Origin of the sequence: Emergencia timonensis (genome assembly GCF_900086585.1) — a bacterium.
Classification (GTDB): Bacteria; Bacillota; Clostridia; order Peptostreptococcales; family Anaerovoracaceae; genus Senimuribacter; species Senimuribacter timonensis.
In genome coordinates this window covers 181,104-201,334 of record NZ_FLKM01000008.1, presented here as the reverse complement: position 1 = coordinate 201,334, position 20,231 = coordinate 181,104, and the positions used below count along the sequence as shown (strand labels likewise).

The following is a 20,231-nucleotide window of genomic DNA, read 5'->3' as shown; positions in this document are numbered from 1 at the left end:
CGGGAGGTGAAAACAGTGACAATTCTTCTGCTGGTATCATTGACATATTTTTTCTATAATTTCTATTTTTTTCGCTATGTAAGTATAGTGATGGATATGCCTCGTGTAAAAACACGCTATATTTTAGTTACTTTTGTAATCAACTATGCTGTTTTTATTCTCTGCACCATAATTGAACTTCACCTGATTATAAATTGGTATATCTTTTTTATTTGCTTGTTTGTAGAAGTAAGTCTGCTTTGCCGCGGCGACCGCCAGAGGCATATCATGGTAGCTCTCAGCGGTGTCTTAGTAGGTCTTGCATTGAATCTTTTTTTCAGAAATGTCACGGCGATCATCATGAAGGTGCCTCTATCGGCGTTTGATAATAATTTTTCTTTGCCGGGAAATGCAAAACAATATCCCATTGCTTTAGGATTTCTCTGCGCCGGCCTTTGGCTTTTTACGGTAACGCACCAGCAGAAAAATATGAAAATGCAGGTTGTCTTAAAAGACAAGAAAAGCCTGAAGTTCTTCCTTATTCTCGTTTTAACGATGTATGGATACCTGTGCCTCAATCTTCTGGTCTATTATGCCCCGGGAGATTATCTGGTTCTTAAACTTTGGGAATTAAAAGCGAGTGCAGTGGTGATGATTGGTTACTATCTCGCACTGTCTTTTTCCTATAGGATGAGTCGGCTGGAGCAATTCCGCGCTGAGAATTACCAGGCTAAACTGAATCTTGAGATGGGCAAACGAGAAGAAGAAAGACTCTATTCTATCGCATATCAAGATCAACTGACTGGCTGCGGAACTCGTCAGCATGCTGTGGACGTTTTGGCAGAAGCGTTAGAAAAAGGAGAGCGTTTCTGCCTGTGTTTTATCGACCTCAATGGATTAAAGACGGTCAATAATGAATTGGGCCACTCCTTTGGCGACCAGTACTTATATACTGTAGCACAAATATTGCGCAGCCACTTTCGAAAACACAGTGATCGATTGTTTCGTTATGGGGGCGATGAATTTATACTTATGGTCTATCAGACTGATCCGCTTGACGTCAGAGAAAGGATGGCTGAAGTAGCTGCAGAACTAAGGGCAAGCAGTGAATCTCTTGAAAATCCCTATCGCATGTCAGTTAGCTTTGGGCTGGTCAACAGCACCGATTACCACGATGTGGACGAAATGATTACAGAGGCGGACCGCAGAATGTATGAATATAAGAAGAAAATGAAAAAAGAATAGCAGCCAGGATACCTGCACAGAAAAAAAGCATACCAGTCGGTATGCTTTTTCGTTGCTTTCAAGGTATGTTGAAACTATTCTTCTAGTGCAATGATTTCATCTTCGCAAGCCTGCATGGCTTCCAATGTTTCTTCCATGAGTTTTGGCAGTTCCCAGCCTAGCTGATCAGCGCCTTTCTGGATAATATCACGGCTGCAGCCTGCGGCAAATCTCTTATCTTTGAATTTCTTCTTGAGCGATTTGAGATCCATATCCTTGCAGCTGTGCGAAGGTCTGAGAATGACTGCAGCACCGATCAGGCCAGTCAATTCATCCATAGCAAAGAGAATCTTTTCCATTTCGTGGTCTGGGAATACGTCAGAACATTCGCCATAACCGTGAGATACGACTGCGTGGATGATTTTCTCATCGACGCCGGCTTCTTCTAAAAGTTCTACGGCTTTCTTGCAGTGTTCTTCTGGCCACATTTCAAAATCCACATCGTGAAGCAGTCCGCAAATGCCCCAGAACTCAGCTTCGTCGCTGTATCCCAGCTTATTTGCCATGTACTTCATCACGCATTCCAGCGTAATTCCGTGATGAACATGGAATTCTTCTTTGTTGTATTTTTTCAGAAGTTCTAACGCTTCTTCTCTACTAATCATTGGTATCACTTCCCATCTTGTCATATTTTACCTTTATCTACTGTAGGTAATCCCTATTGTACACTAATTGTTCTTTCGTTGCAATCTTTCTTCTTTTGATGGAAGCTGTGAAATGATGACAGCAATGAAAATGACAACGCAGCCGATTCCTTCGTAGAGGGTCAATGATTCGCCAATCAGCAGTACACCGAAAAGTACGGCAAAAACGGACTCCAGACTGAGAATTAAAGAGGCCACGCTAGGCTCTGCATGTTCTTGACCGAGTACCTGTAAGGTATAGGCGATTCCCGATGAAAATACGCCACAGTATAGAATTGGCAGCCAGCAATCGAGGATATCAGCAATAACAGGACTTTCAAAGATCAGCATGCAGACAATGCCGATAATGCCTGCAGTGAGAAACTGAATACAGGATAGCTTGATACCGTCGCATTTTGGTGCAAAGTAGTCTACCACCAGAATGTGACAAGAAAATGCAAAGGCACATAGCAGCACGAACATATCTCCAGTGGTCAGAGTGAAGCTGCCGCCTTTTCCGGCCATACATAACAGATAGAAGCCAACGGCTCCTAAGGCAACGCAGAACCAGATAACTGGTTTTACCTTCTTATGTAGGAACAGGCCTAGGATTGGTACGATAACAATATAAAGTGAAGTGATAAATCCAGTCTTTCCGGCATCGGTGTCAAAGAACATACCGAACTGCTGGAGGGAGGATGCGATGCAGAGAACAACACCGCAGGAGAGACCGCCGATCATCAGCGTTTTCTTTTCTGCCTGCTTCTCTAATTCTGTCTTTGGAACGCTATCGGGATCTTCCTTGTTGATCTTTTTGAACAAGAAGATAACAGGGATCAGGACGAGGCCGCCTATTAACATACGGATACCGTTGTAGGTAAAAGGTTCTAACACCGTGCCCGCTTTCTGGGCGACGAAGGCGGATCCCCAGATAATTGCAGTAATGAGTAACATAATGTCGCTCTTTAGTTTTTTGCTCATAAAATCATATCCTTTTCTAATAAAATAAATATTGCTTACACAAATAATTATATTAAAATTAATAAAAGTTTACAAGGTAAGAAACTTTTTTTTCGTACAAAAATATGGTAAGATAATTGTACGAGTGAACAACCAGAAAAGAGGATAAGCAAAGATGAGCAATGAAAAAAGACTATTCGAATTAATTGGAGAAATAAAGGGGCTGGACGAAGATGCAATGAAGGCTGCAAAGGAACGGCAGGACTATCTGGCAAAACCGCCGGGAAGTCTTGGAAGGCTTGAGGATATTGCCGTCAAAATAGCGGGGATTACAGGGAAACCAGTTGGCAACGATGTAACCAGACAATGTGTTGCCATCATGTGTGCGGATAATGGCGTCGTAGAAGAGGGGGTTGCCTCTGCACCGCAGTCGGTGACTTTATCACAGACCATAAACTTCACGAGAAGATATACTGGCGTAAGTTCCATGGCGAAATATTTTGGCATCGATCTTTTGGTTACAGACGTGGGCGTGGCCATGGAGATACCGGAGGAGCTTTACACCGATTCCATGGTTACGGAGGAGCAGAAGATTCCTGTCAAAATAGTAAACAGAAGAATTTCTAACGGCACACGAAATCTGGCTAAAGAGGCGGCCATGACGAGAGAAGAAGCCGTGCGCGCGATGCTGACTGGTATTGAAGCTGTGAAAGCTATGAAGGATGCAGGCATACAGCTCTTCGGTATAGGCGAAATGGGAATCGGAAATACTACTACCAGTTCCGCAGTGCTGAGCGCTTTGACCGGTGTCAAAGCCGAAGAGGTGGTCGGCAGAGGCGGCGGGCTTAACGACGAAGGACTGGCAAAGAAAATTAAAATTGTAGATGACGCTGTCAATAGCTGGTGTATGGGCGACCCTATTGAGAAACTAGCGAAAGTAGGCGGATATGATATCTGTGCCATGGTAGGCGCTTTCCTGGGTGCAGGTATCTACAGAATTCCAGTTGTGATCGATGGCTTTATTTCAATTGTATCAGCCTGTGTAGCTAAGGAACTGAATCCGAGAGTAGTAGACTTCATGTTTGCTTCACACAAATCATTTGAGGTTGGCTATGTTATCGCCATGGACCGCCTGGGTCTTGCGCCGATGTTCGATTTGGGAATGAGACTGGGCGAGGGCAGCGGCTGTCCAATCGCCTTCAAAATTATTGAAGCGGCAGTAGCGTCCATGAATCTGATGAAGACACTAGAAGAAGCGTCTATCGACGGCGATTACCTGGAAGAAATTAGAAGGGAAAACTTGTTCTAATGAATATCTTTATCAGCGGAGGCTGCAAAAACGGGAAATCGATGTACGCTCAAAAGCTGGCAAAGGAAATGGCCGACGCAAGAGGGAGGGCGCTTTACTATATAGCTACGATGATTCCAACGGATGAGGAGGATCATAAGCGGATTGAAAAACATATTGATGACCGCTGTGGCTGGGGTTTTAAGACACTGGAGCAGGGCATAAACATCTGTGATCTGCTGAAGACAAATATAGACCCACAGGGAGCTTTTCTTTTAGACAGTGTGACGGCGCTTCTGTCCAACGAAATGTTTAAAAGTGACGGCACCTGCAACCTGGATGCAGGCAGGAAAGTTGCTGCAGAACTGTCGGCGTTTGCGAAGGGTACAGGAAACACCGTGTTTGTGTCAGATTACATCTACTCTGATGCCGGAATTTTTGACACATATACAGAGAAATATCGAGAATCATTGGCTTATGTGGACAGGCAGCTGGCGCAGGTCTGCGATCAGGTCATAGAAGTGGCCTACGGACATACATATTATTATACCTTTGCCAACTGAAGGTAACAGAGAAAGAGAGAACGGATGAAGTTTATAACCGGATTTTTTATGGCATGGGGTAATTTCATTACCCTGCCATGTCCATATAAGAAGTGGGATGGGCAGCTAAAGAATATGATGCTTGCTTTTCTGCCTTCCGTGGGACTGGTCATCGGCGTGCTTTGGATGGCGATTTTCTGGCTGTTGGTCTACCTGCAGCTGCCGCCGATTTTGATCAGTTTCACTATGTTGTTTTATATTTTCGCTGTGTGCGGGTTCATGCATATGGATGGTTTTATGGACTGCAACGACGCGATTTTGTCTCGCCGGCCATTAGAAGAGCGGCAGCGAATTCTAAAAGATTCAACGGTCGGCGCCTTTGCGGTAGTGACAGTGGCGTTCCTGCTGCTGGGCTGGTTTGCAAGTGTGCAGGAGGCCATTTATCACATTACCTATGTGGACCTTCTGATTCTGCCAGTAGTCAGCAGAGGTGTCGCGGGAATGAGCGTTCTGACTTACAAGCCCATCGGACACAGTCAGTATGTAGAGGATTATAAAGAACCAGGACGAGGGAAATACAGAGTGGCTGTAGCATTGCAGATGCTCATCGTCATCGGCGTTGTCATTTTTTTGGGCAGGCATGCCGTTAAAACACTGATCTGCGCTGCTGTGATTGCGATAACAGCTTTTTTTGCCTGCGCATATGCGAGAAAGCAGCTTGGTGGAATGAGCGGAGACATCGCAGGATACACTATATGTATCAGTGAGCTGGCAGGTATGATTGCCCTCGCAATTATATAATATGAGTTTAATAAAACAGGAAAAAGTAGAGGTGTAGAATGATATTGATATTCGGGGGAGCATATCAGGGTAAACTGGAATATGCACTGAGTACCTACAAATTAGTAGAAAAGGATGTATACCATTGTGACATGGAGTCCATGGTCATTAACTTTGACAAGAAAATTATCGCAGATCTTGAAAAGTTTGTCCTAGCATGTGTCAAAGAGGGGATCAATGCAAAAGAGTGCTTAGAGGACAACTTAGAGAAATTACAAGGTAAAATTATCATTTTTGACGATATTTCTCAAGGTGTCGTACCCATCTACAAGACAGAGAGGGCTTGGCGCGAAATGACGGGAAGATGTATGACTTATCTGGGACAACAGGCAGATGAAGTAATTCGAGTATTTTGCGGAATCGGAAACAAGGTGAAATAGCAATGGTATCGAGAATATATCTAATCAGACATGGCATTACAGAGGGCAACCAGCGAAAGTGGTTTTACGGTAAAGCAGATCTGCCCCTGGCTGATACAGGAAAAGAGACTCTGAAAAATTTGGCTGCCAGAGGCATTTATCCAAACATTCCGGCCGATGCAGACTGCTATACTACAGGATTGCTCCGCACAGAGCAGACCTTTGAAATTCTCTTCGGAAACAGAGAGCATAAAGTGATTTCCAAGCTGCGGGAGATGGAGTTTGGCGAGTATGAATGTCAGACTTACGAGGAACTGAAAGACTATGAACTGTTTGACCAGTGGTGCTACGATGAGAGCGGCGATGCCAGACTTCCCGGCGGGGAATCAAATAACGAATTTTATGCCCGCATTTCGGAAGGACTGAAAGAACTGCGCGGTTACCACCAATTGAAGGAATTATCCCATCGCCACAGCGGAAAGGACGCCGTTTCTGTGGTAGTCTGCCATGGCGGTGTGATTTCGGCGATTATGCAGGTCTTGTTTCCGGAGGTGAACGGAAATATGTGGGACTGGATACCTGACCCGGGATTTGGATATATGATTGAATTTAATAAAGGAGAAGCGATCATGTATGAAAGAATAGAAGATATTAAAAAACTGGGATTTGGCCTCATGCGCCTTCCGATGAATGAAAAGGAAGTAGACATCGACCAAACGAAAGAAATGGTAGACTTATTTTTATCCAAAGGCTTTACATACTTTGATACGGCCTATGGATATCTGGATGGAAAATCGGAAGAAGCGGTAAAGATTGCTTTGGTGGATCGGCATCCAAGAGACAGCTTTCAGCTGGCAACGAAACTGCCAGCCTGGGCGGCGGCGACAGAGGAAGAGGCCAAGCAAATGTTTGAAACGTCTCTCAGCAGAACAGGAGCAGGGTACTTTGACTTTTTTCTGCTGCATAATCTGGGAGACACGAGGACCGCTGCCTTTGACGAGTTTCACATCTGGGATTTCTTAGCAGAGAAAAAAGCAGAAGGTAAGATTGTAAACCTGGGCTTTTCTATGCATGACAAGGCTGAAAAACTAGAAGAAATTTTGCAAGCGCACCCTGAGATGGACTTTGTACAATTGCAGATTAACTATGCCGACTGGGAAAGTTTGACTGTCGAGTCACGCAAATGCTACGAAGTTGCCAGAAAGTATGATAAACCGGTCGTCATCATGGAGCCGGTTAAAGGCGGATCTCTGGCTGTGCTGCCGGAAAGAATCTCGCGAATTTTCAAAGAGGCTGATCCCGACGCATCCCTTTCCTCCTGGGCCATTCGCTATGCGGCTTCTCTGGAAGGGGTGCTGACTGTACTGAGCGGAATGAGCAGCTTAGAACAGATGCAGGACAATTTGGCGACTATGGAGAACTTCCAACCGCTGAATGAAGAAGAGCAAAAGGTGATTGTGAAAGCCGCCGCCGCTTTGGATGCCATGCCTCAGGTTCCTTGTACAGCGTGCAGGTACTGTGAAAAAGGCTGTCCGCAGCAAATTGCAATTCCGGGTATTTTCCGGGCGTTGAACAATTATATGATCTATGGCAATAAAGAGGGGGCTGAAGGCAACTACGAATGGGAAACCCGTGAGGGAGGAATTGCTTCTAAGTGCATTGAATGCGGCAGTTGTGAAGATGTCTGTCCACAACATATCAAGATTATCAAAGAACTTAAAAAAGCGAAAGAAATGTTCGAATAAGGTTTTTATTTTCTTATGCTAAAAAAGCTTCAGAGTAGATTACTCTGAAGCTTTTGTTCTCTTAAATTCTTTCATTAATTCTAGTGTCTCTTCTGTGTCAGAAGCAGGGTCCATGTCCATGGCTTGAGTAAACTTGTTATATCTCTCGAACTGCTCGACCAAAGCACTGAGTATGTTTTTCTGTTCAATGGTGAGATTGCCTATGAGCAGGCTTTCTGATGTGTCCATACCTAATATATAGTCTGTTGATACTTTGAATAAACGAGATAACTCTACCAAATATTGTGTCGAAGGTACACTAATGCCGGTTTCCCAGGCGTTAATTGAGGATCTTGTTAACCCTAGCTTTTTTGATAATGCTGTTTGGGAATAGCCGTCACGTTCCCTTAAGTCCTTGATTCTTTCAGATACCATTTTTACCACCTCTTGTAAACTATAATATATTTAGAGCCGCATTGCATTATCCATATACGCGCATAAGGCTCATTATTTGCATAATGACTACATAAACTGACATTTGTATTTGACAGAGGGGGAGATAAGGACTATAATTGACAGGAACAGATAAATTATTCTTGTAATTTCTAAACTGTTTATTTTTGGCGGTATCATATCGTTATACTGCCAAATTATATTTGGAACTGCTAATTGGCACGATTTGTAGAACACTTTTATCAACGGTTTTCCTTAGCGTTACTTTTAATTTTTCCCAATTAATCGCAGACTAAAAAGCAAAACCCCACACAAAATAAAGCACTATGAAATTAAAGTTTATTGGCAGTTCCTTTTCTTTTCAATTTTTTCTAACTACTGAAGTTCTATGCCGATTCGCTTATTTTCATCATTAATTCAAATTATAACTAATTATATAACAAGGCAGACTATTGGTCTAGCGTTGTTCTTTTTATGTGTGCCAAACCATAAAAGATGACACCTGTTTAAGTGTTGCCACAAATTGAAGTTGTTGCTATGATATACTTATGATTCATGGAGGAGGAGTAAACATGGGATTACCTGATAATTGTGCAGTGAAGCTGCAGAACAAATTTGCCAAGGGAGGGAAAAATTTAATTACAGACGTGCCTGGAGTAAAAGTCGGGCAGGTTACATTGGAAGACGGCGAGAAAGACATTCATACCGGTGTAACGGCGATTTTTTCGCACAGCGGCAATCTATTCAGAGAGAAAGTGATGGCAGGAGCGGCGGTTATAAATGGGTTCGGCAAAAGTACAGGTCTTGTGCAGATAGAAGAGATGGGGACTTTGGAAGCGCCGATTCTGATGACCAATACCCTCAGCGTTGGTACGGCTCTCAATGCCTCTGTTAAATATATGCTGCGCGACAATGAAGACATTGGCATTTCAACCAGCACGGTCAACTGCGTAGTAACGGAATGCAACGACGGGACACTTAACGACATCAGAGGACTCCATGTCAAAGAAGAACATGTCTTTACAGCGCTGGCTTGTGCAGGAAAAGACTTTGAAGAAGGTGCCGTAGGTTCTGGAACAGGCATGCGATGCCTGGGGGTTAAGGGTGGCATCGGTTCCGCATCCAGAATCCTCTCTTTTGACAATCGTGACTACACCATCGGCTGCCTGTTGATGTCTAATTTTGGAGCGGCGGGTAATTTGAAAATTGAAGGCAAGTCAATCGCAACGAGGAGAATAGACGACGAATTGAAAGATAGAGGGTCCGTAGTCATTGTCCTGGGTACAGACCTGCCTCTGAATGAACGGCAACTAAAACGTACGGCAAAACGAGCGGTGGCAGGTCTTGTCAGAGTGGGTTCCTATCTGGGCAACGGCAGCGGAGATATTGCCATTGCCTTTTCAAATGGGAATCTTGTGCCGCATTACAGCCAGACAAAAATTTTGCCTATGAAGATGCTTCATGATGATACCTTGGATCGGGTTTTTGAAGCGACGGCAGAGGTGGTTGAAGAAGCTGTTATCAGTTCCCTTTACCATGCCAAGACAGTGAAAGGAATCCGAGGCAAGGTCGTACGCAGTCTAAAGGAATTCTTATAAATTGTTTGTCGGCGGGGTATTTAGGTGAAACTTTCCCTTTTCTGTGATTCTCGTTCCATACCGACCTTTACCAATTTCGATGAGCCCCGCTGTCTGCATTTGATCTAATATGTTGCGCAGCTTTCCATCGCTGATGCTGATGCCTTTCTGCTCCAACTGCTGAAGCAGGTTGGACCTGCCAATTCCATGAGATAACGCGGTGTTGCTGTAAATCAGTTTCAGGACAGTTTCTTGAATGTCTACTTCAGTGGTGAAAGCTGCATCTGTAAATCTCTGCTCGGTAATATATTCTGGCAGAGAAAGCAGTGTTTTGTAGTAGGTGGCTACATTCTCCAATTCTCTGATATTTCCCGGCCAATCGTATTTGGACAGCAGGGTCAGATCTTGGGCGGTGATGTTTTTGAAATCACCGCCCAAAAAGTATTGCAGCAGAACGAGTATATCGTCCTTCCTTTTACGCAGAGGCGGGATTACCACGGGCAGTACGTTTAGGCGGAAAAAGAGATCGCTTCTAAAGGTGCCTTCTCTGACCGCCTGCTCCAAATTGCGGTTAGTAGCGGTGATGAACCTGACGTCGATCTCAATCATACGATCGCTTCCCACTCGCATAATCTGATGCTCCTGTATCGTACGCAGAAGGCGGGACTGCAGCTTTGGTGAGATATCGCCGATTTCGTCCAAAAAGATGGTACCGTGGTTGGCCTGTTCAAAGAGACCGACTTTGCCTTTGGTATGAGCGCCTGTAAAAGCGCCGGCTTCATAGCCGAAGAGTTCGCTTTCTAGCAGATTGTCAGGCAGAGCGGCGCAATTGACAGCGACAAAGGGAAACTTATTGCGATAAGACGCATTGTGAATAGATTGCGCCATGAGTTCTTTTCCGGTCCCACTTTCTCCTCGAATTAAAACCGTGTGGTTTGTAAGGGCAATCTGCCTTGCGATGTCAATGGCCTTGTCCATATCGGCAGAAGTATGAATGATGTCTCTAAATTGATGCTTCGCAAAAAATCCTTTCTGACGCAGCGTGTTATTGGACAATGCCACATCGGCTTCATCTTGCAGCGTAATGTAATAGCCGGCAATTTCATCCATCAGAGTGATGGCAAACCTATCGTAGTAGTAATTGGAATCCAATATGTTGATTGGCATATTTTGGGCATCGTCGCTGGACAAGATAGCAGGATCGATGTATTTTTCTATTTGGATTTTGTTTTTATCATCTTCCTGAAAAATCTGTATCGCCTTATCATTGGCATATACGATCTGAAAGAACTGATCAACGAGGATCATGCCGATTTTGCTGGAGCTTGCCATATGGCTGAGCATTTCGCTTTTCAGATAACCGTAAACATAATTCGCATGAAAGGCCGTGTTGGACTCCACCACCGAATGGATATGGCGGAACAGGTTGCGGTTGATAATACCGATGTCCAGGTCCAGCATCTTCATCAATTTAAACATGGTATCAAAGCTGACCTTCCGATAGCCGATATCGATGATTTCTTTGATCTGTACGGGAACCAGATGCGCTTCAGCAGGCGTGATAGCGATTTCGATTTTGTCGTAGATGCCGGTGTGCTCTAAAGCGCTGTCATAAGGAATCATATTGATATGCCCGATGCCCGCCTCATAGAAAGAATAGGTCGTATCGAGAGAGCTTTCGTAGCTGTCGTTGACGATGAGGACATTGGTATTAAGGGGGATTTCGGAAATCTTGTTGAGGGCGATGCGATCTGGACTGCGGTTCATCTTGATGATTTTAGAGAAATCATCTACGTAGCCGCTCTCTTTGACTCTCTGAAAGATGTCTTCACCGAGGGCTAAAAAGGCATCCGCCTTTAACTTTTCTTCTGGTTTTACGTCGCATAAGTAGCAGTTGCTGAACGCGATATACTCTCCAAAAACTTCTTCTAAATTATTCTTAATAAAGTTGATCGCATTGGGATTATTGCAATTACGATATATAATGGTTACTTGTTTCATAGTTTACCTCTTACTTCATAATAAACTCAGTATAGTATAAAATCAGCGTAATTACAACGTGCATCTGCGCTCTATAAGTTCACTGCCCTAGCAAAGTCAAGACGGCCTGGATGAAAATGCAGGCCGTCTGCTCCTGTTCTCAGAGATGAGGAAACAGATGTAAATGACGGCTGATAAGGTGAAAGAAACAGGGTGAAACAAGATATAATGAATTTATTTGCTTTTTCCACCGAGCGGTTTTCTTTATTGGATCTTAGGAAACCCTGAGATGTCATTGTTTTCAGGTTGATTCGAGTCATGGCATAATACTTGCGTTAGTGATTTGTGCAACCCAGTAATCGACGTTATATTTGTGTGTTTTTGGAGGTACGATATCATAAAACTCATCTTATGGCGACAATGATCGTCAATATTATGTGGTTCGAATTGAAACGAGGTGATAGTGATGAAATATCCAAAAAAGTTAAGAGAAGGAGCAATCATCGGCCTAGCTGCCCCTAGTTCGCCGGTCTCTTCAGAAAGAGTAATGCAGTGCAGAGCGGTTCTTGAGGCCATGGGCTTTAAGGTTATTATGGCTGATAATTTGGCGGTATCAAAAGGCGGCTACATGGCGGGAGACGAAGAGTGCCGAGCCGACTGGATTAACAAAATGTTTGCTGACAAGGAGGTAGAGGCCATCTTCTGCATTCGCGGAGGTGACGGCGGAAATCGCATTTTGGACTACATAGATTTGGAGACGATAAGAGAAAACAAAAAGATTTTTGTCGGTTACAGTGATGTGACGAGTCTGCATTTACTGTTCAACCAAGAGTGTGATTTAGTGACCTTCCACGGTCCCATGGTATCGTCAAACATGGTGGAACAATTCGATGAGGCCAGCAAAGATGCGTTCTTCGCAGCATTGACAGCCGAGGAAGAATATCCTTATAAAGCGCCGAAAGGATTTGCTTTAGGCATCGGCAGAGAGGGAAGGGCAAAGGGCGTTTTGACAGGCGGAAATCTGACCGTGCTGTGCGCATCTCTCGGCACGTCCTATGAGATGGACACTGCAGGAAAAATCTTGTTCATTGAGGAAATCGGGGAGCACATCGGCAACCTGGACAGACATATCTATCAACTGCGCAATGCAGGCAAGCTGAAGGAAACGTCAGGTATTCTGCTGGGCCAGTTTGCCCGCTGTGATACAGATGAGGAGGCGTACACGATTATCGACGTTGTGCTGGAAGCGACTGAAGGTCTGGATATCCCTGTCATGTACAATGTACAGTCAGGTCACGATTTTCCGATGATTACGCTGCCTATGGGAGCGGAGTGTACGATGGATACTGGCAAGCGATCTATCCTTTTTTCTGTTGTACGATAACTTGGAGGTGTTTTATGAAAGTATATATCAGTGCGGATATTGAAGGGGTTACAGGGGTCACTTCTTGGAAGGAGACTATATTAGGGGAAGAGGAGCACAAGAAAGCAGCATGGCAGATGACTAGAGAAGTTGTCAGCGCCTGTGAAGCTGCTCTGGCCTGTGGCGCAGAGCAGATTTATGTGAAAGACGCCCATGATTCTGCCAGAAATATCAATGGTGATGAACTGCCGGATCAAGTCACGTTGATTAGAGGGTGGACCTGTACGCCGGAATCTATGATGGCGGGTATCGATGAGAGCTTTGACGCGGTTATTTTTATCGGCTATCACAGCGGTGCAGGCTTTGATGGAAATCCGTTGGCTCACACCATGAACGGAGGTAACAACTTCGTTAAAATAAATGAGAGAACGGCGGCAGAGTTTGATATGAATGCATATGTGGCTGCCCACTATGGCGTCCCGGTGGTTTTTATCAGCGGCGATGAACAGCTTTGCAGCCACGCCAAAGAATTGGTGCCGGAGATAGAAACCTGCGGTGTCAAATGGGGGTGGGGTGAAGCTACCTTCAACATGAATCCCGATGCAGCCTGCAGAGAGATTCGAGCAGGCGCAGAGAAGGGGCTGAAAAAGTTACAGGCCTGCCGCATTCAGATGCCGGAACAGTTTGAGTTGGAAATCAATTACAAGGAATTTGCAAATGCTCTGCGTGCGTCCTATTATCCCAAAGCTGTGCGCCTGGATGGACACACGGTAAAATATACGGCGGCAGATATCCAGGAGATGATGACGGCTAGAATGTTCATGCTGTAAGGAGGCGGAGGAATGGACAGAAAAATCGGCTTGATCGGAGGCATGGGTCCCATGGCAAGCCAGCTTTTTTATAAAATGGTCACAGAGATGACCGATGCACAATGCGACCAGGATCACGTCAACATGATTATTTATAGTGATCCTTCCATGCCAGATCGCACCAGCGCAATCCAAAGCGGGGAGTATAAAGCAGTTCACGATAAAATGCTCTCTGATGCGAAGGCTTTAGAGGACTGTGGATGTCAGGCTATTGGTATTACGTGCAACACGGCCCACTTCTTTGGCGACATGATTGCAGAGGAAATTCACGTACCTCTCATACACATGATCAGAGAAACAGTTAAGACCATTGCGAAGGAATGCCCGTCAGGAAAGGCCGCCATATTGGCTACCGATGGAACCGTTCAAACAGGACTTTACCAGAAATACATGATGGAAGCGGGGCTGACGCCTTATACGCCAGAAAAAGAGACACAGGCTCTCGTCATGTATCAAATCTATGACAGAATAAAAAAGGGCAGATCATGGGACCCACTAGCTTGGAAGCAGATCGAAAAGTCCGTCAAAGTGGCTGGATGTGACAAAGCTATTTTGGGGTGCACTGAATTATCTGTCATAAAAGCAGACTGCGGCCTGGACGAATTTTACGTAGATCCCATGCGGATTTTAGCAGCAAGAATCATTGAATTCAGTGGCAAAAAGTTGAGGGCAGAATTTATCAAATAAAGAAGTAGACGGTTATGTTAAAAGCAGCCGTCTTTTTTAATTCATAGGAAATATCGTCCAAAGGACGTATTTCCGTATGTTTCATCGTTCGCTCCGCTCACGCCTCCAGTCGCTAACGCGCCTTTCGCTGTCCGTTTCGCTCGAGCCAGCTAAAGCTGGGACGAAAAGGCAAAGAACGTACCTTGCGAAGGGTCGCCCCTTGCGGGCGACATGTGGAAATAGGAATCTTGAAGCCTAGCCCGATTTACTTTAAGTAAATCGCTGGCAGGTCTCATGGGAAAAGTCCCCAAATCTTGATTTGGCAGACTTAACCGCTTGATTCCTTCATTTCCACGCTTCTTATGTAATTAATAGGGCGAAATAGGATTTATTATATATTCGTCATAATATTTTCCGGACTCGAACCGTACAGATGTTAGAATTTAGGCTTCCAAACAATTGGCATAAACTTTGCGATATTTATATATGAATATTCGGATTATTTAAAAAACGACTAAAGGGAGTGAGAACATGACGAGAGACGACGGATATTTTCAAGATTATATAGAAAACTTGTTTCAGCAAAAGGGATATCCGGGCATGGCCATCTCTATTCGCGGTCCCGAAGGGATTCTCTTTGAGAGAGGCTTTGGATACAGAGATATAGAAAATGAAAAGCCGGCAGATCAGGATACCATGTTTGGCATCGCTTCCATGAGCAAGTCCCTGACAGCGCTTGCCTGCTGCCTTCTCCATATAGAGGGAAAGCTGGATTTGTCAGATCCGATTCGTAAGTATTTTCCCTCGCTGCACATTCCTAAAGTCCCAGACGAATGTGTGACGCTGAAAACTATCGCCATGCATCAGACTGGTTTACCGCCGCTGCCGCCTTTGGAATGGTCTATCGCTATGAACAGCATTGAAGAGAATAGTCTGTGGTATCGTCATATGCTGAAAACTGCTCCCAACAAGATGAACAATATAGAACAGATTGTGGAGTATCTGGCAGCTGGAAGCTATAAAATGCTGGGTGCGCCGGGTGAATTCATGAGTTATTCCAATGAAGGTTATGCGCTGCTGTCCTACGTAGTAGATCAGGCTGCAGGTATATCCCTGGAAAAGTTTTTACATAAACGTATTTTCAAGCCTCTTGGCATGGAACGATCTGTGTTGGACGCAGACGCTGAAAGCGCCAAGGCCATGGCAGGCGGTAATATCACCAGCCTCTTTGAAAGAGACGAGAACGGCCAGCTGGTACAGGATGATAACTGGTCGGTTCTGCCGCCGTTTCGCGGCTGTGCCTGCGTTAAATCCACAGCCAGTGATATGACCAGGTATTATAAGATGCTGTCAGAGCGAGGTGTGTGGGAGGGACAGCAAATCGTCCCAGAAGAAGCCGTCGAGCTTTTAATTGGGAAAGAGTTTCCTCTCAGAAAGCAGCCTTATTACTGTCTGGGTCTGACCAAAAGTCTGCTTGCAGATAGGTGCGTATGCCAGCATACAGGCGGTCTGCACGGTGTGTCGTCCATGGGCGGATTTTTGGAAGGCGGTTACGCAGCCACGGTTCTCTGCAATGAGGGAGAGGTTGATGTAGAGCCGTTCCAGTGGGCCTGCTACAACTATATTTTGGGTCTGCCTTTGGAGGAACGGCATGACTGGGCTGTGCCCAGTGGAAAAAATTTTTCTATGCCAGAAGCGCTCTGCGGTGATTATTTGGCGGAAGAAGGGCTGCCTGCCCATACCATCGTGACGGTAGAAAACGGAACACTGAAAGCGGATTACAACGGCGTAAAGACGGTGCTGCAGTACTGCAGCGGCACCATCTTTGCTGCAGTAGCTGAAAAGGATTTACAGCAGCGAGTCAGTACCTTGCAGTTCTTTATCAGAGACGGAAAGGCCTGGGCTGTGCGATGCTATAACAGAATTTATCAGAGAGTTTAAGAACTTTTTTAAGAAGGGAGATGTAATTATCAGAGATTATATTATTAAGCGAATCGTGCAGGGCCTGCTTCTTGTCGTCTGCGTATCTTTTTTGGTTTTCAGCCTGATGTATATGATGCCGGGCGATCCCATCGATATGGTAGTAGACCGCAAGGTTTCAGAGGAAAGAAAAGAGGAAATTGCCCATGAGATGGGTTATGACCAGCCTTTTCTGACCCAATATAAGAACTGGGTCAGCGAGGTCATGCATGGTGATTTCGGAACGTCTACCAGATACAAAAGTGATGTCTGGGATCTGATGGGCGAAAGAATCCCTTACAGCCTGACCTTGTGCGTTTGGTCGCTGATCCTGGAACTGGTCATCGCGCTGCCCCTGGGACTGCTGTGCGCCATGAAGAAAGACGGTCTGTTCGATCGATTTACTGTGAATCTTTCACTTCTTCTGACAGCGGTGCCGTCCTTTTGGCTGGGGGCGTTATTTATCCTTTTCTTTGCCGTACAGCTGAACCTTCTGCCGATCAGCGGTTATTCCAGTCCCGAAAATTATATCCTTCCGGTAGCGACAACGGTGCTGGCCGGTATGGGAGGAACTCTCCGTATCACGAAAACAGAAGTTTTAGAAGTATTTAATGAGAAATATGTGACGACAGCTTATGCGAAAGGTCTGCCAAAGAAGACGGTCATGATCAAGCATGTGCTGCGCAACGCCTTAATTTTAGTCACCACCTTGGTGTTTATGTCCATTCCATGGCTGATTTCCGGTGCGGTGGTCATTGAAAAGATCTTTGGTCTGCCGGGAATGGGGAATCTGCTTTTGAACTCAATCATTGTACAGGATATACCGGTAGTGCAGGCAGTACTTTTTCTCATTGCAATACTGACGGTGGTCTGCAATCTGCTCAGTGACATCGTCATGGGCCTTCTTGATCCAAGAATCCGATTATCTTTGAGCGGAGGTGACAACTAAGGTGAATAAAAAATGGAAAGAAACCCTCTATGAGTGTTGGAAGAATAAAAACTTTATGATTGGCTTTGTCATTCTTCTCAGTGTCATCATCTTAGCGGCATTTGCAGATATCATCGCACCCTACGAGTATACGGAACAAAATGTGGGCGGCCGCTTTCAGGCGCCTGATGCTGACTTCTGGTTTGGTACTGATGATTTGGGGCGAGACATGTTTTCCCGGGTCATATATGGTTCCCGTATTGCTCTGTGGGTTGCCTTTCTGGGAGCGATGATTCAGCTCCTGATTGGCGTAGCCGTGGGCCTTGCCTGTGGCTTCTTCGGCAGATGGGTGGACAGAGGCCTGTCTTTTTTGACAGATCTGACCTGGTGCATTCCGGGCACGATTTTAGCTCTTGCAGTGGTTACGATGATTGGAAAGGGGCTGACCAACACCATAATTGCCATATCTCTTGTAGCATGGGCCAGCTACGCGCGTACGGTGAGAGCGAAGACGCTCTCTCTGCGCAATATGGCCTTCGTAGAAACAGGCAAAGCCTTTGGCGAGACCAATACTGCGCTGATGGTAAGATATATACTGCCCAACATCATACCATCCTTGATTGTCATGGTATCTTTGAATCTGCCGGGAACGATTATGTCTACAACCACCCTGTCCTTCCTAGGATTGGGGTCGCAGCCGCCGTCACCAGATTGGGGGCTGGCGATATCCACAGGCATTAAATATATCAGCAGAGCACCTTGGCTCAGCCTGTTTCCGGGGATCGCTCTGGTGTATACGACCTTTGGATTTAATCTGATTGGAGAAGGCCTCCGAGACCTTCTGGATCCACATATGAAATCACAGTAGAAAGGAGAGCGGTTATGAACGAAGAATTATTGAGGCTGGACCATCTGTCTATCGATTATAAAGTGAAGGACGGCTATCTTTCTGCAGTAAATGATGTCAGTTGTGTTGTCAACAAAGGAGAGGTTTTTGCCATAGTAGGAGAATCCGGCTGTGGAAAATCCACTGTGGCTCATAGTGTCATGAATCTGCTTCCTGACGGCAACGAGGAAATCAAAGGGAAGATTATTTTTAAGGGAGAGGATTTACGCCGATATGGTCCAAAGGAAATGGAGGCCATACGAGGCAAGGAAATCGGCATGATCTTTCAAAACCCCTTGGACTCCTTGAATCCAGTCTATACTGTAGGAGGACAGGTAGCAGAAGCGATTTTATTAGATAAAGTGGATAAGCAGGAAGCCTGGAATCGGGTGATTAACCTGTTTAAAGACGTCAAAATGCCAGATGCAGAGGAACGAGCCAACAGTTTTCCTCACGAGTTGTCGGGCGGTATGAGGCAGCGGGTGATGATCGCCATGATGCTGTCCAGGAATCCGGAACTTTTGATTGCAGATGAGCCGACTACTGCCCTTGACGTAACAATAGAAGCACAAATTCTTGACATTATGAAAGAACTAAAGAAAAAGTTCAATACGGCTATTATGCTGATTACACATAATTTTGGTCTGGTAGCGGAAATTGCTGACCGCATCGGTATCATGTATGCCGGGGAGATGGTGGAGAGCGGAGATGTTTTCGAAATTTTTGCGGCGCCGACCCATCCTTATACCCGGCTTTTGATGGAGGCGCTGCCGAGAAAGACCAAGGCTGAGGGGCGGCTGAAAACCATAGAAGGATCTGTACCGCGTATCACGAAGAAAAAGCCTGGATGCCGGTTTGCCAACCGGTGCCCCTTTGCTTTGACAAATTGCTATTGCGAAGATCCGCCGGTAGTCCATGTAAGTGAAAATCACTTCTGCCGTTGTCATCTCACTGGAAAGGAAGCGTAGTCTTATGGAACAAAAAGTGATGATTGAATTAGACGGTCTGAAAAAATATTTTTCGATTGAGAAGGGGCTTGTAAAAAAGAAGGTTACTTATGTAAAGGCGGTAGATGATATTACTCTCAATATTCATGAGGGCGAAATAGTCGGCCTGGTCGGCGAATCAGGCAGCGGCAAGACGACCTTAGCCCGCGTGATTCTGAATCTGTCCAAAATGACAGGCGGGAACATCCTCATTGACGGTATCAATCTGTCAAAGGCTTCCAGAGACGACATAAAGAGGCTGCGCAGCGAGATTGCTGTGGTTTTTCAAGATCCAGCCTCTAATCTGAACCCCAGACAGACGGTAGAAAGTTCTATTATGCGCCCTATGATAATCCACGGCGTTCCCAAAGAAGAGGCCAAGAAAAAGGCGGGAGATGTTTTGGAAATGGTTAAAATGGACCAGCGGTATTTGGACAGTTACCCTCATCAGTTATCAGGCGGGCAGCTTCAGAGAATTGCTATTGCCAGAGCCTTAGCCTTAAACCCGAGAGTGATGATTCTCGATGAACCGACCAGCGCCTTGGATGTATCTGTTCAGGCGCAGATACTCAATTTGCTTTTGGATCTGCAGGAGCAACTGCACTTGACATATCTGGTCATTACTCATGACCTCAATGTAATCAGATACATCAGCGACAGAATTGCCGTCATGTATTTAGGAAAGCTGGTCGAATTTGGGCCTGCACAGGAAATTACAGACCATGCGAGACACCCTTATACGAAGGGATTACTGGACGCATCGCCTATTTTGGATCCAACACAGCGCGGCCGGAAAAAAGATGTCATGAAAGGAGATCCAGGCAGTTTGATCAACATCAGTGAAGGCTGCAGATTCTGCGACAGATGTAAATATGCCACGGAAGAATGTGAGAAGAAAACGCCTGGCGATACCATGATCGGCGAAAATCATCAGGTCGCATGTTTTCACCCGTTAAATCTTTAGG

General features: G+C 45.3%; 19 protein-coding genes. 15 read left to right on the top strand and 4 right to left on the bottom strand.

All coding sequences use genetic code 11. The annotated features are described in order from the left end of the window. Window positions 1-6: 6 nt before the first annotated feature. Complete coding sequence (locus tag BN6539_RS02210; RefSeq protein ID WP_207645068.1) at window positions 7-1,224, top strand: GGDEF domain-containing protein; 1,218 nt, start codon at window positions 7-9, stop codon at window positions 1,222-1,224. Between the two features lie 74 nt (window positions 1,225-1,298). On the opposite strand, the gene BN6539_RS02205 is transcribed toward BN6539_RS02210, so the two are convergent. Together BN6539_RS02205 and BN6539_RS02200 are read right to left on the bottom strand one after the other, a co-directional pair. Further along, complete coding sequence (locus BN6539_RS02205) at window positions 1,299-1,868, bottom strand: HDIG domain-containing metalloprotein (protein ID WP_067533249.1); 570 nt, start codon at window positions 1,866-1,868, stop codon at window positions 1,299-1,301. A gap of 63 nt (window positions 1,869-1,931) precedes the next feature. Further along, a complete protein-coding gene (locus BN6539_RS02200; RefSeq protein WP_067533245.1) occupies window positions 1,932-2,867 on the bottom strand; it encodes a DMT family transporter in 936 nt (311 codons plus the stop codon). Window positions 2,868-3,021: 154 nt separating this feature from the next. Here BN6539_RS02200 and cobT point away from each other — a divergent pair, with 154 nt between their 5' ends. The 5 genes from cobT to BN6539_RS23190 are packed head-to-tail and all read left to right on the top strand — an operon-like array spanning window position 3,022 to window position 7,620. Next, window positions 3,022-4,155 carry a nicotinate-nucleotide--dimethylbenzimidazole phosphoribosyltransferase gene (gene cobT / locus BN6539_RS02195; RefSeq protein WP_067533242.1) on the top strand — a complete coding sequence of 378 codons (1,134 nt, stop codon included), beginning with the start codon at window positions 3,022-3,024 and terminating at the stop codon, window positions 4,153-4,155. After that, complete coding sequence (locus BN6539_RS02190; protein WP_067533239.1) at window positions 4,155-4,697, top strand: bifunctional adenosylcobinamide kinase/adenosylcobinamide-phosphate guanylyltransferase; 543 nt, start codon at window positions 4,155-4,157, stop codon at window positions 4,695-4,697. The genes cobT and BN6539_RS02190 overlap by 1 nt, the downstream gene beginning before the upstream one ends. A 24-nt stretch (window positions 4,698-4,721) precedes the next feature. Next, window positions 4,722-5,477: an adenosylcobinamide-GDP ribazoletransferase gene (locus tag BN6539_RS02185; RefSeq protein ID WP_067533236.1), complete on the top strand. Its 756-nt coding sequence runs from the start codon at window positions 4,722-4,724 to the stop codon at window positions 5,475-5,477. A 38-nt stretch (window positions 5,478-5,515) separates the two neighbouring features. Beyond that, on the top strand, window positions 5,516-5,896 hold the full coding sequence (locus tag BN6539_RS02180; protein ID WP_067533233.1) for a bifunctional adenosylcobinamide kinase/adenosylcobinamide-phosphate guanylyltransferase: 381 nt from the start codon (window positions 5,516-5,518) through the stop codon (window positions 5,894-5,896). A gap of 2 nt (window positions 5,897-5,898) precedes the next feature. Continuing rightward, window positions 5,899-7,620 carry an aldo/keto reductase gene (locus BN6539_RS23190; protein ID WP_082907309.1) on the top strand — a complete coding sequence of 574 codons (1,722 nt, stop codon included), beginning with the start codon at window positions 5,899-5,901 and terminating at the stop codon, window positions 7,618-7,620. 39 nt (window positions 7,621-7,659) lie between these two features. On the opposite strand, the gene BN6539_RS02170 is transcribed toward BN6539_RS23190, so the two are convergent. Continuing rightward, on the bottom strand, window positions 7,660-8,034 hold the full coding sequence (locus BN6539_RS02170; protein ID WP_067533231.1) for a helix-turn-helix transcriptional regulator: 375 nt from the start codon (window positions 8,032-8,034) through the stop codon (window positions 7,660-7,662). Between the two features lie 590 nt (window positions 8,035-8,624). Between BN6539_RS02170 and BN6539_RS02165 the strand changes: the two genes are divergently transcribed. Continuing rightward, window positions 8,625-9,650, top strand: coding sequence for a DmpA family aminopeptidase (locus BN6539_RS02165; protein WP_067533228.1), 1,026 nt, complete (start codon window positions 8,625-8,627; stop codon window positions 9,648-9,650). On the opposite strand, the gene BN6539_RS02160 is transcribed toward BN6539_RS02165, so the two are convergent. Next, a complete protein-coding gene (locus BN6539_RS02160) occupies window positions 9,645-11,630 on the bottom strand; it encodes a sigma-54 interaction domain-containing protein (protein WP_067533224.1) in 1,986 nt (661 codons plus the stop codon). The genes BN6539_RS02165 and BN6539_RS02160 overlap by 6 nt on opposite strands. A 445-nt stretch (window positions 11,631-12,075) precedes the next feature. Between BN6539_RS02160 and BN6539_RS02155 the strand changes: the two genes are divergently transcribed. From BN6539_RS02155 to BN6539_RS02120, 8 genes are all read left to right on the top strand, one after another. After that, the gene (locus BN6539_RS02155; RefSeq protein ID WP_067533221.1) at window positions 12,076-12,993 is read left to right on the top strand and encodes a S66 peptidase family protein; all 918 of its coding nucleotides are present in this window, start codon (window positions 12,076-12,078) and stop codon (window positions 12,991-12,993) included. Window positions 12,994-13,007: 14 nt separating this feature from the next. After that, window positions 13,008-13,802, top strand: coding sequence for a M55 family metallopeptidase (locus BN6539_RS02150; RefSeq protein ID WP_067533218.1), 795 nt, complete (start codon window positions 13,008-13,010; stop codon window positions 13,800-13,802). Window positions 13,803-13,814: 12 nt separating this feature from the next. Then, a complete protein-coding gene (locus BN6539_RS02145) occupies window positions 13,815-14,528 on the top strand; it encodes an aspartate/glutamate racemase family protein (RefSeq protein ID WP_067533215.1) in 714 nt (237 codons plus the stop codon). Window positions 14,529-15,038: 510 nt separating this feature from the next. Continuing rightward, on the top strand, window positions 15,039-16,448 hold the full coding sequence (locus BN6539_RS02140; RefSeq protein WP_067533212.1) for a serine hydrolase domain-containing protein: 1,410 nt from the start codon (window positions 15,039-15,041) through the stop codon (window positions 16,446-16,448). Beyond that, a complete protein-coding gene (locus tag BN6539_RS02135; RefSeq protein WP_456318614.1) occupies window positions 16,423-17,415 on the top strand; it encodes an ABC transporter permease in 993 nt (330 codons plus the stop codon). The genes BN6539_RS02140 and BN6539_RS02135 overlap by 26 nt, the downstream gene beginning before the upstream one ends. 1 nt (window position 17,416) lies before the next feature. After that, window positions 17,417-18,262, top strand: a complete 846-nt coding sequence (locus tag BN6539_RS02130; RefSeq protein ID WP_227142489.1) for an ABC transporter permease — start codon at window positions 17,417-17,419, stop codon at window positions 18,260-18,262. A 14-nt stretch (window positions 18,263-18,276) separates the two neighbouring features. Then, entirely contained in the window at window positions 18,277-19,248 is a 972-nt protein-coding gene (locus BN6539_RS02125) for an ABC transporter ATP-binding protein (RefSeq protein ID WP_067533206.1), read from the top strand. A 4-nt stretch (window positions 19,249-19,252) separates the two neighbouring features. Next, window positions 19,253-20,230 (top strand): ABC transporter ATP-binding protein, encoded by a 978-nt coding sequence (locus BN6539_RS02120; protein ID WP_067533203.1) that lies wholly within the window; start codon window positions 19,253-19,255, stop codon window positions 20,228-20,230. Window position 20,231: the final 1 nt, after the last annotated feature.

Excerpts from the sequence above, each read along its gene's own strand:
- BN6539_RS02205 (WP_067533249.1), bottom strand. The coding sequence starts at position 1,868 with ATGATTAGTAGAGAAGAAGCGTTAGAACTTCTGAAAAAATACAACAAA.
- BN6539_RS02200 (WP_067533245.1), bottom strand. The coding sequence starts at position 2,867 with ATGAGCAAAAAACTAAAGAGCGACATTATGTTACTCATTACTGCAATT.
- cobT (WP_067533242.1), top strand. The coding sequence starts at position 3,022 with ATGAGCAATGAAAAAAGACTATTCGAATTAATTGGAGAAATAAAGGGG.
- BN6539_RS02190 (WP_067533239.1), top strand. The coding sequence starts at position 4,155 with ATGAATATCTTTATCAGCGGAGGCTGCAAAAACGGGAAATCGATGTAC.
- BN6539_RS02185 (WP_067533236.1), top strand. The coding sequence starts at position 4,722 with ATGAAGTTTATAACCGGATTTTTTATGGCATGGGGTAATTTCATTACC.
- BN6539_RS02180 (WP_067533233.1), top strand. The coding sequence starts at position 5,516 with ATGATATTGATATTCGGGGGAGCATATCAGGGTAAACTGGAATATGCA.
- BN6539_RS23190 (WP_082907309.1), top strand. The coding sequence starts at position 5,899 with ATGGTATCGAGAATATATCTAATCAGACATGGCATTACAGAGGGCAAC.
- BN6539_RS02170 (WP_067533231.1), bottom strand. The coding sequence starts at position 8,034 with ATGGTATCTGAAAGAATCAAGGACTTAAGGGAACGTGACGGCTATTCC.
- BN6539_RS02165 (WP_067533228.1), top strand. The coding sequence starts at position 8,625 with ATGGGATTACCTGATAATTGTGCAGTGAAGCTGCAGAACAAATTTGCC.
- BN6539_RS02160 (WP_067533224.1), bottom strand. The coding sequence starts at position 11,630 with ATGAAACAAGTAACCATTATATATCGTAATTGCAATAATCCCAATGCG.
- BN6539_RS02155 (WP_067533221.1), top strand. The coding sequence starts at position 12,076 with ATGAAATATCCAAAAAAGTTAAGAGAAGGAGCAATCATCGGCCTAGCT.
- BN6539_RS02150 (WP_067533218.1), top strand. The coding sequence starts at position 13,008 with ATGAAAGTATATATCAGTGCGGATATTGAAGGGGTTACAGGGGTCACT.
- BN6539_RS02145 (WP_067533215.1), top strand. The coding sequence starts at position 13,815 with ATGGACAGAAAAATCGGCTTGATCGGAGGCATGGGTCCCATGGCAAGC.
- BN6539_RS02140 (WP_067533212.1), top strand. The coding sequence starts at position 15,039 with ATGACGAGAGACGACGGATATTTTCAAGATTATATAGAAAACTTGTTT.
- BN6539_RS02125 (WP_067533206.1), top strand. The coding sequence starts at position 18,277 with ATGAACGAAGAATTATTGAGGCTGGACCATCTGTCTATCGATTATAAA.
- BN6539_RS02120 (WP_067533203.1), top strand. The coding sequence starts at position 19,253 with ATGGAACAAAAAGTGATGATTGAATTAGACGGTCTGAAAAAATATTTT.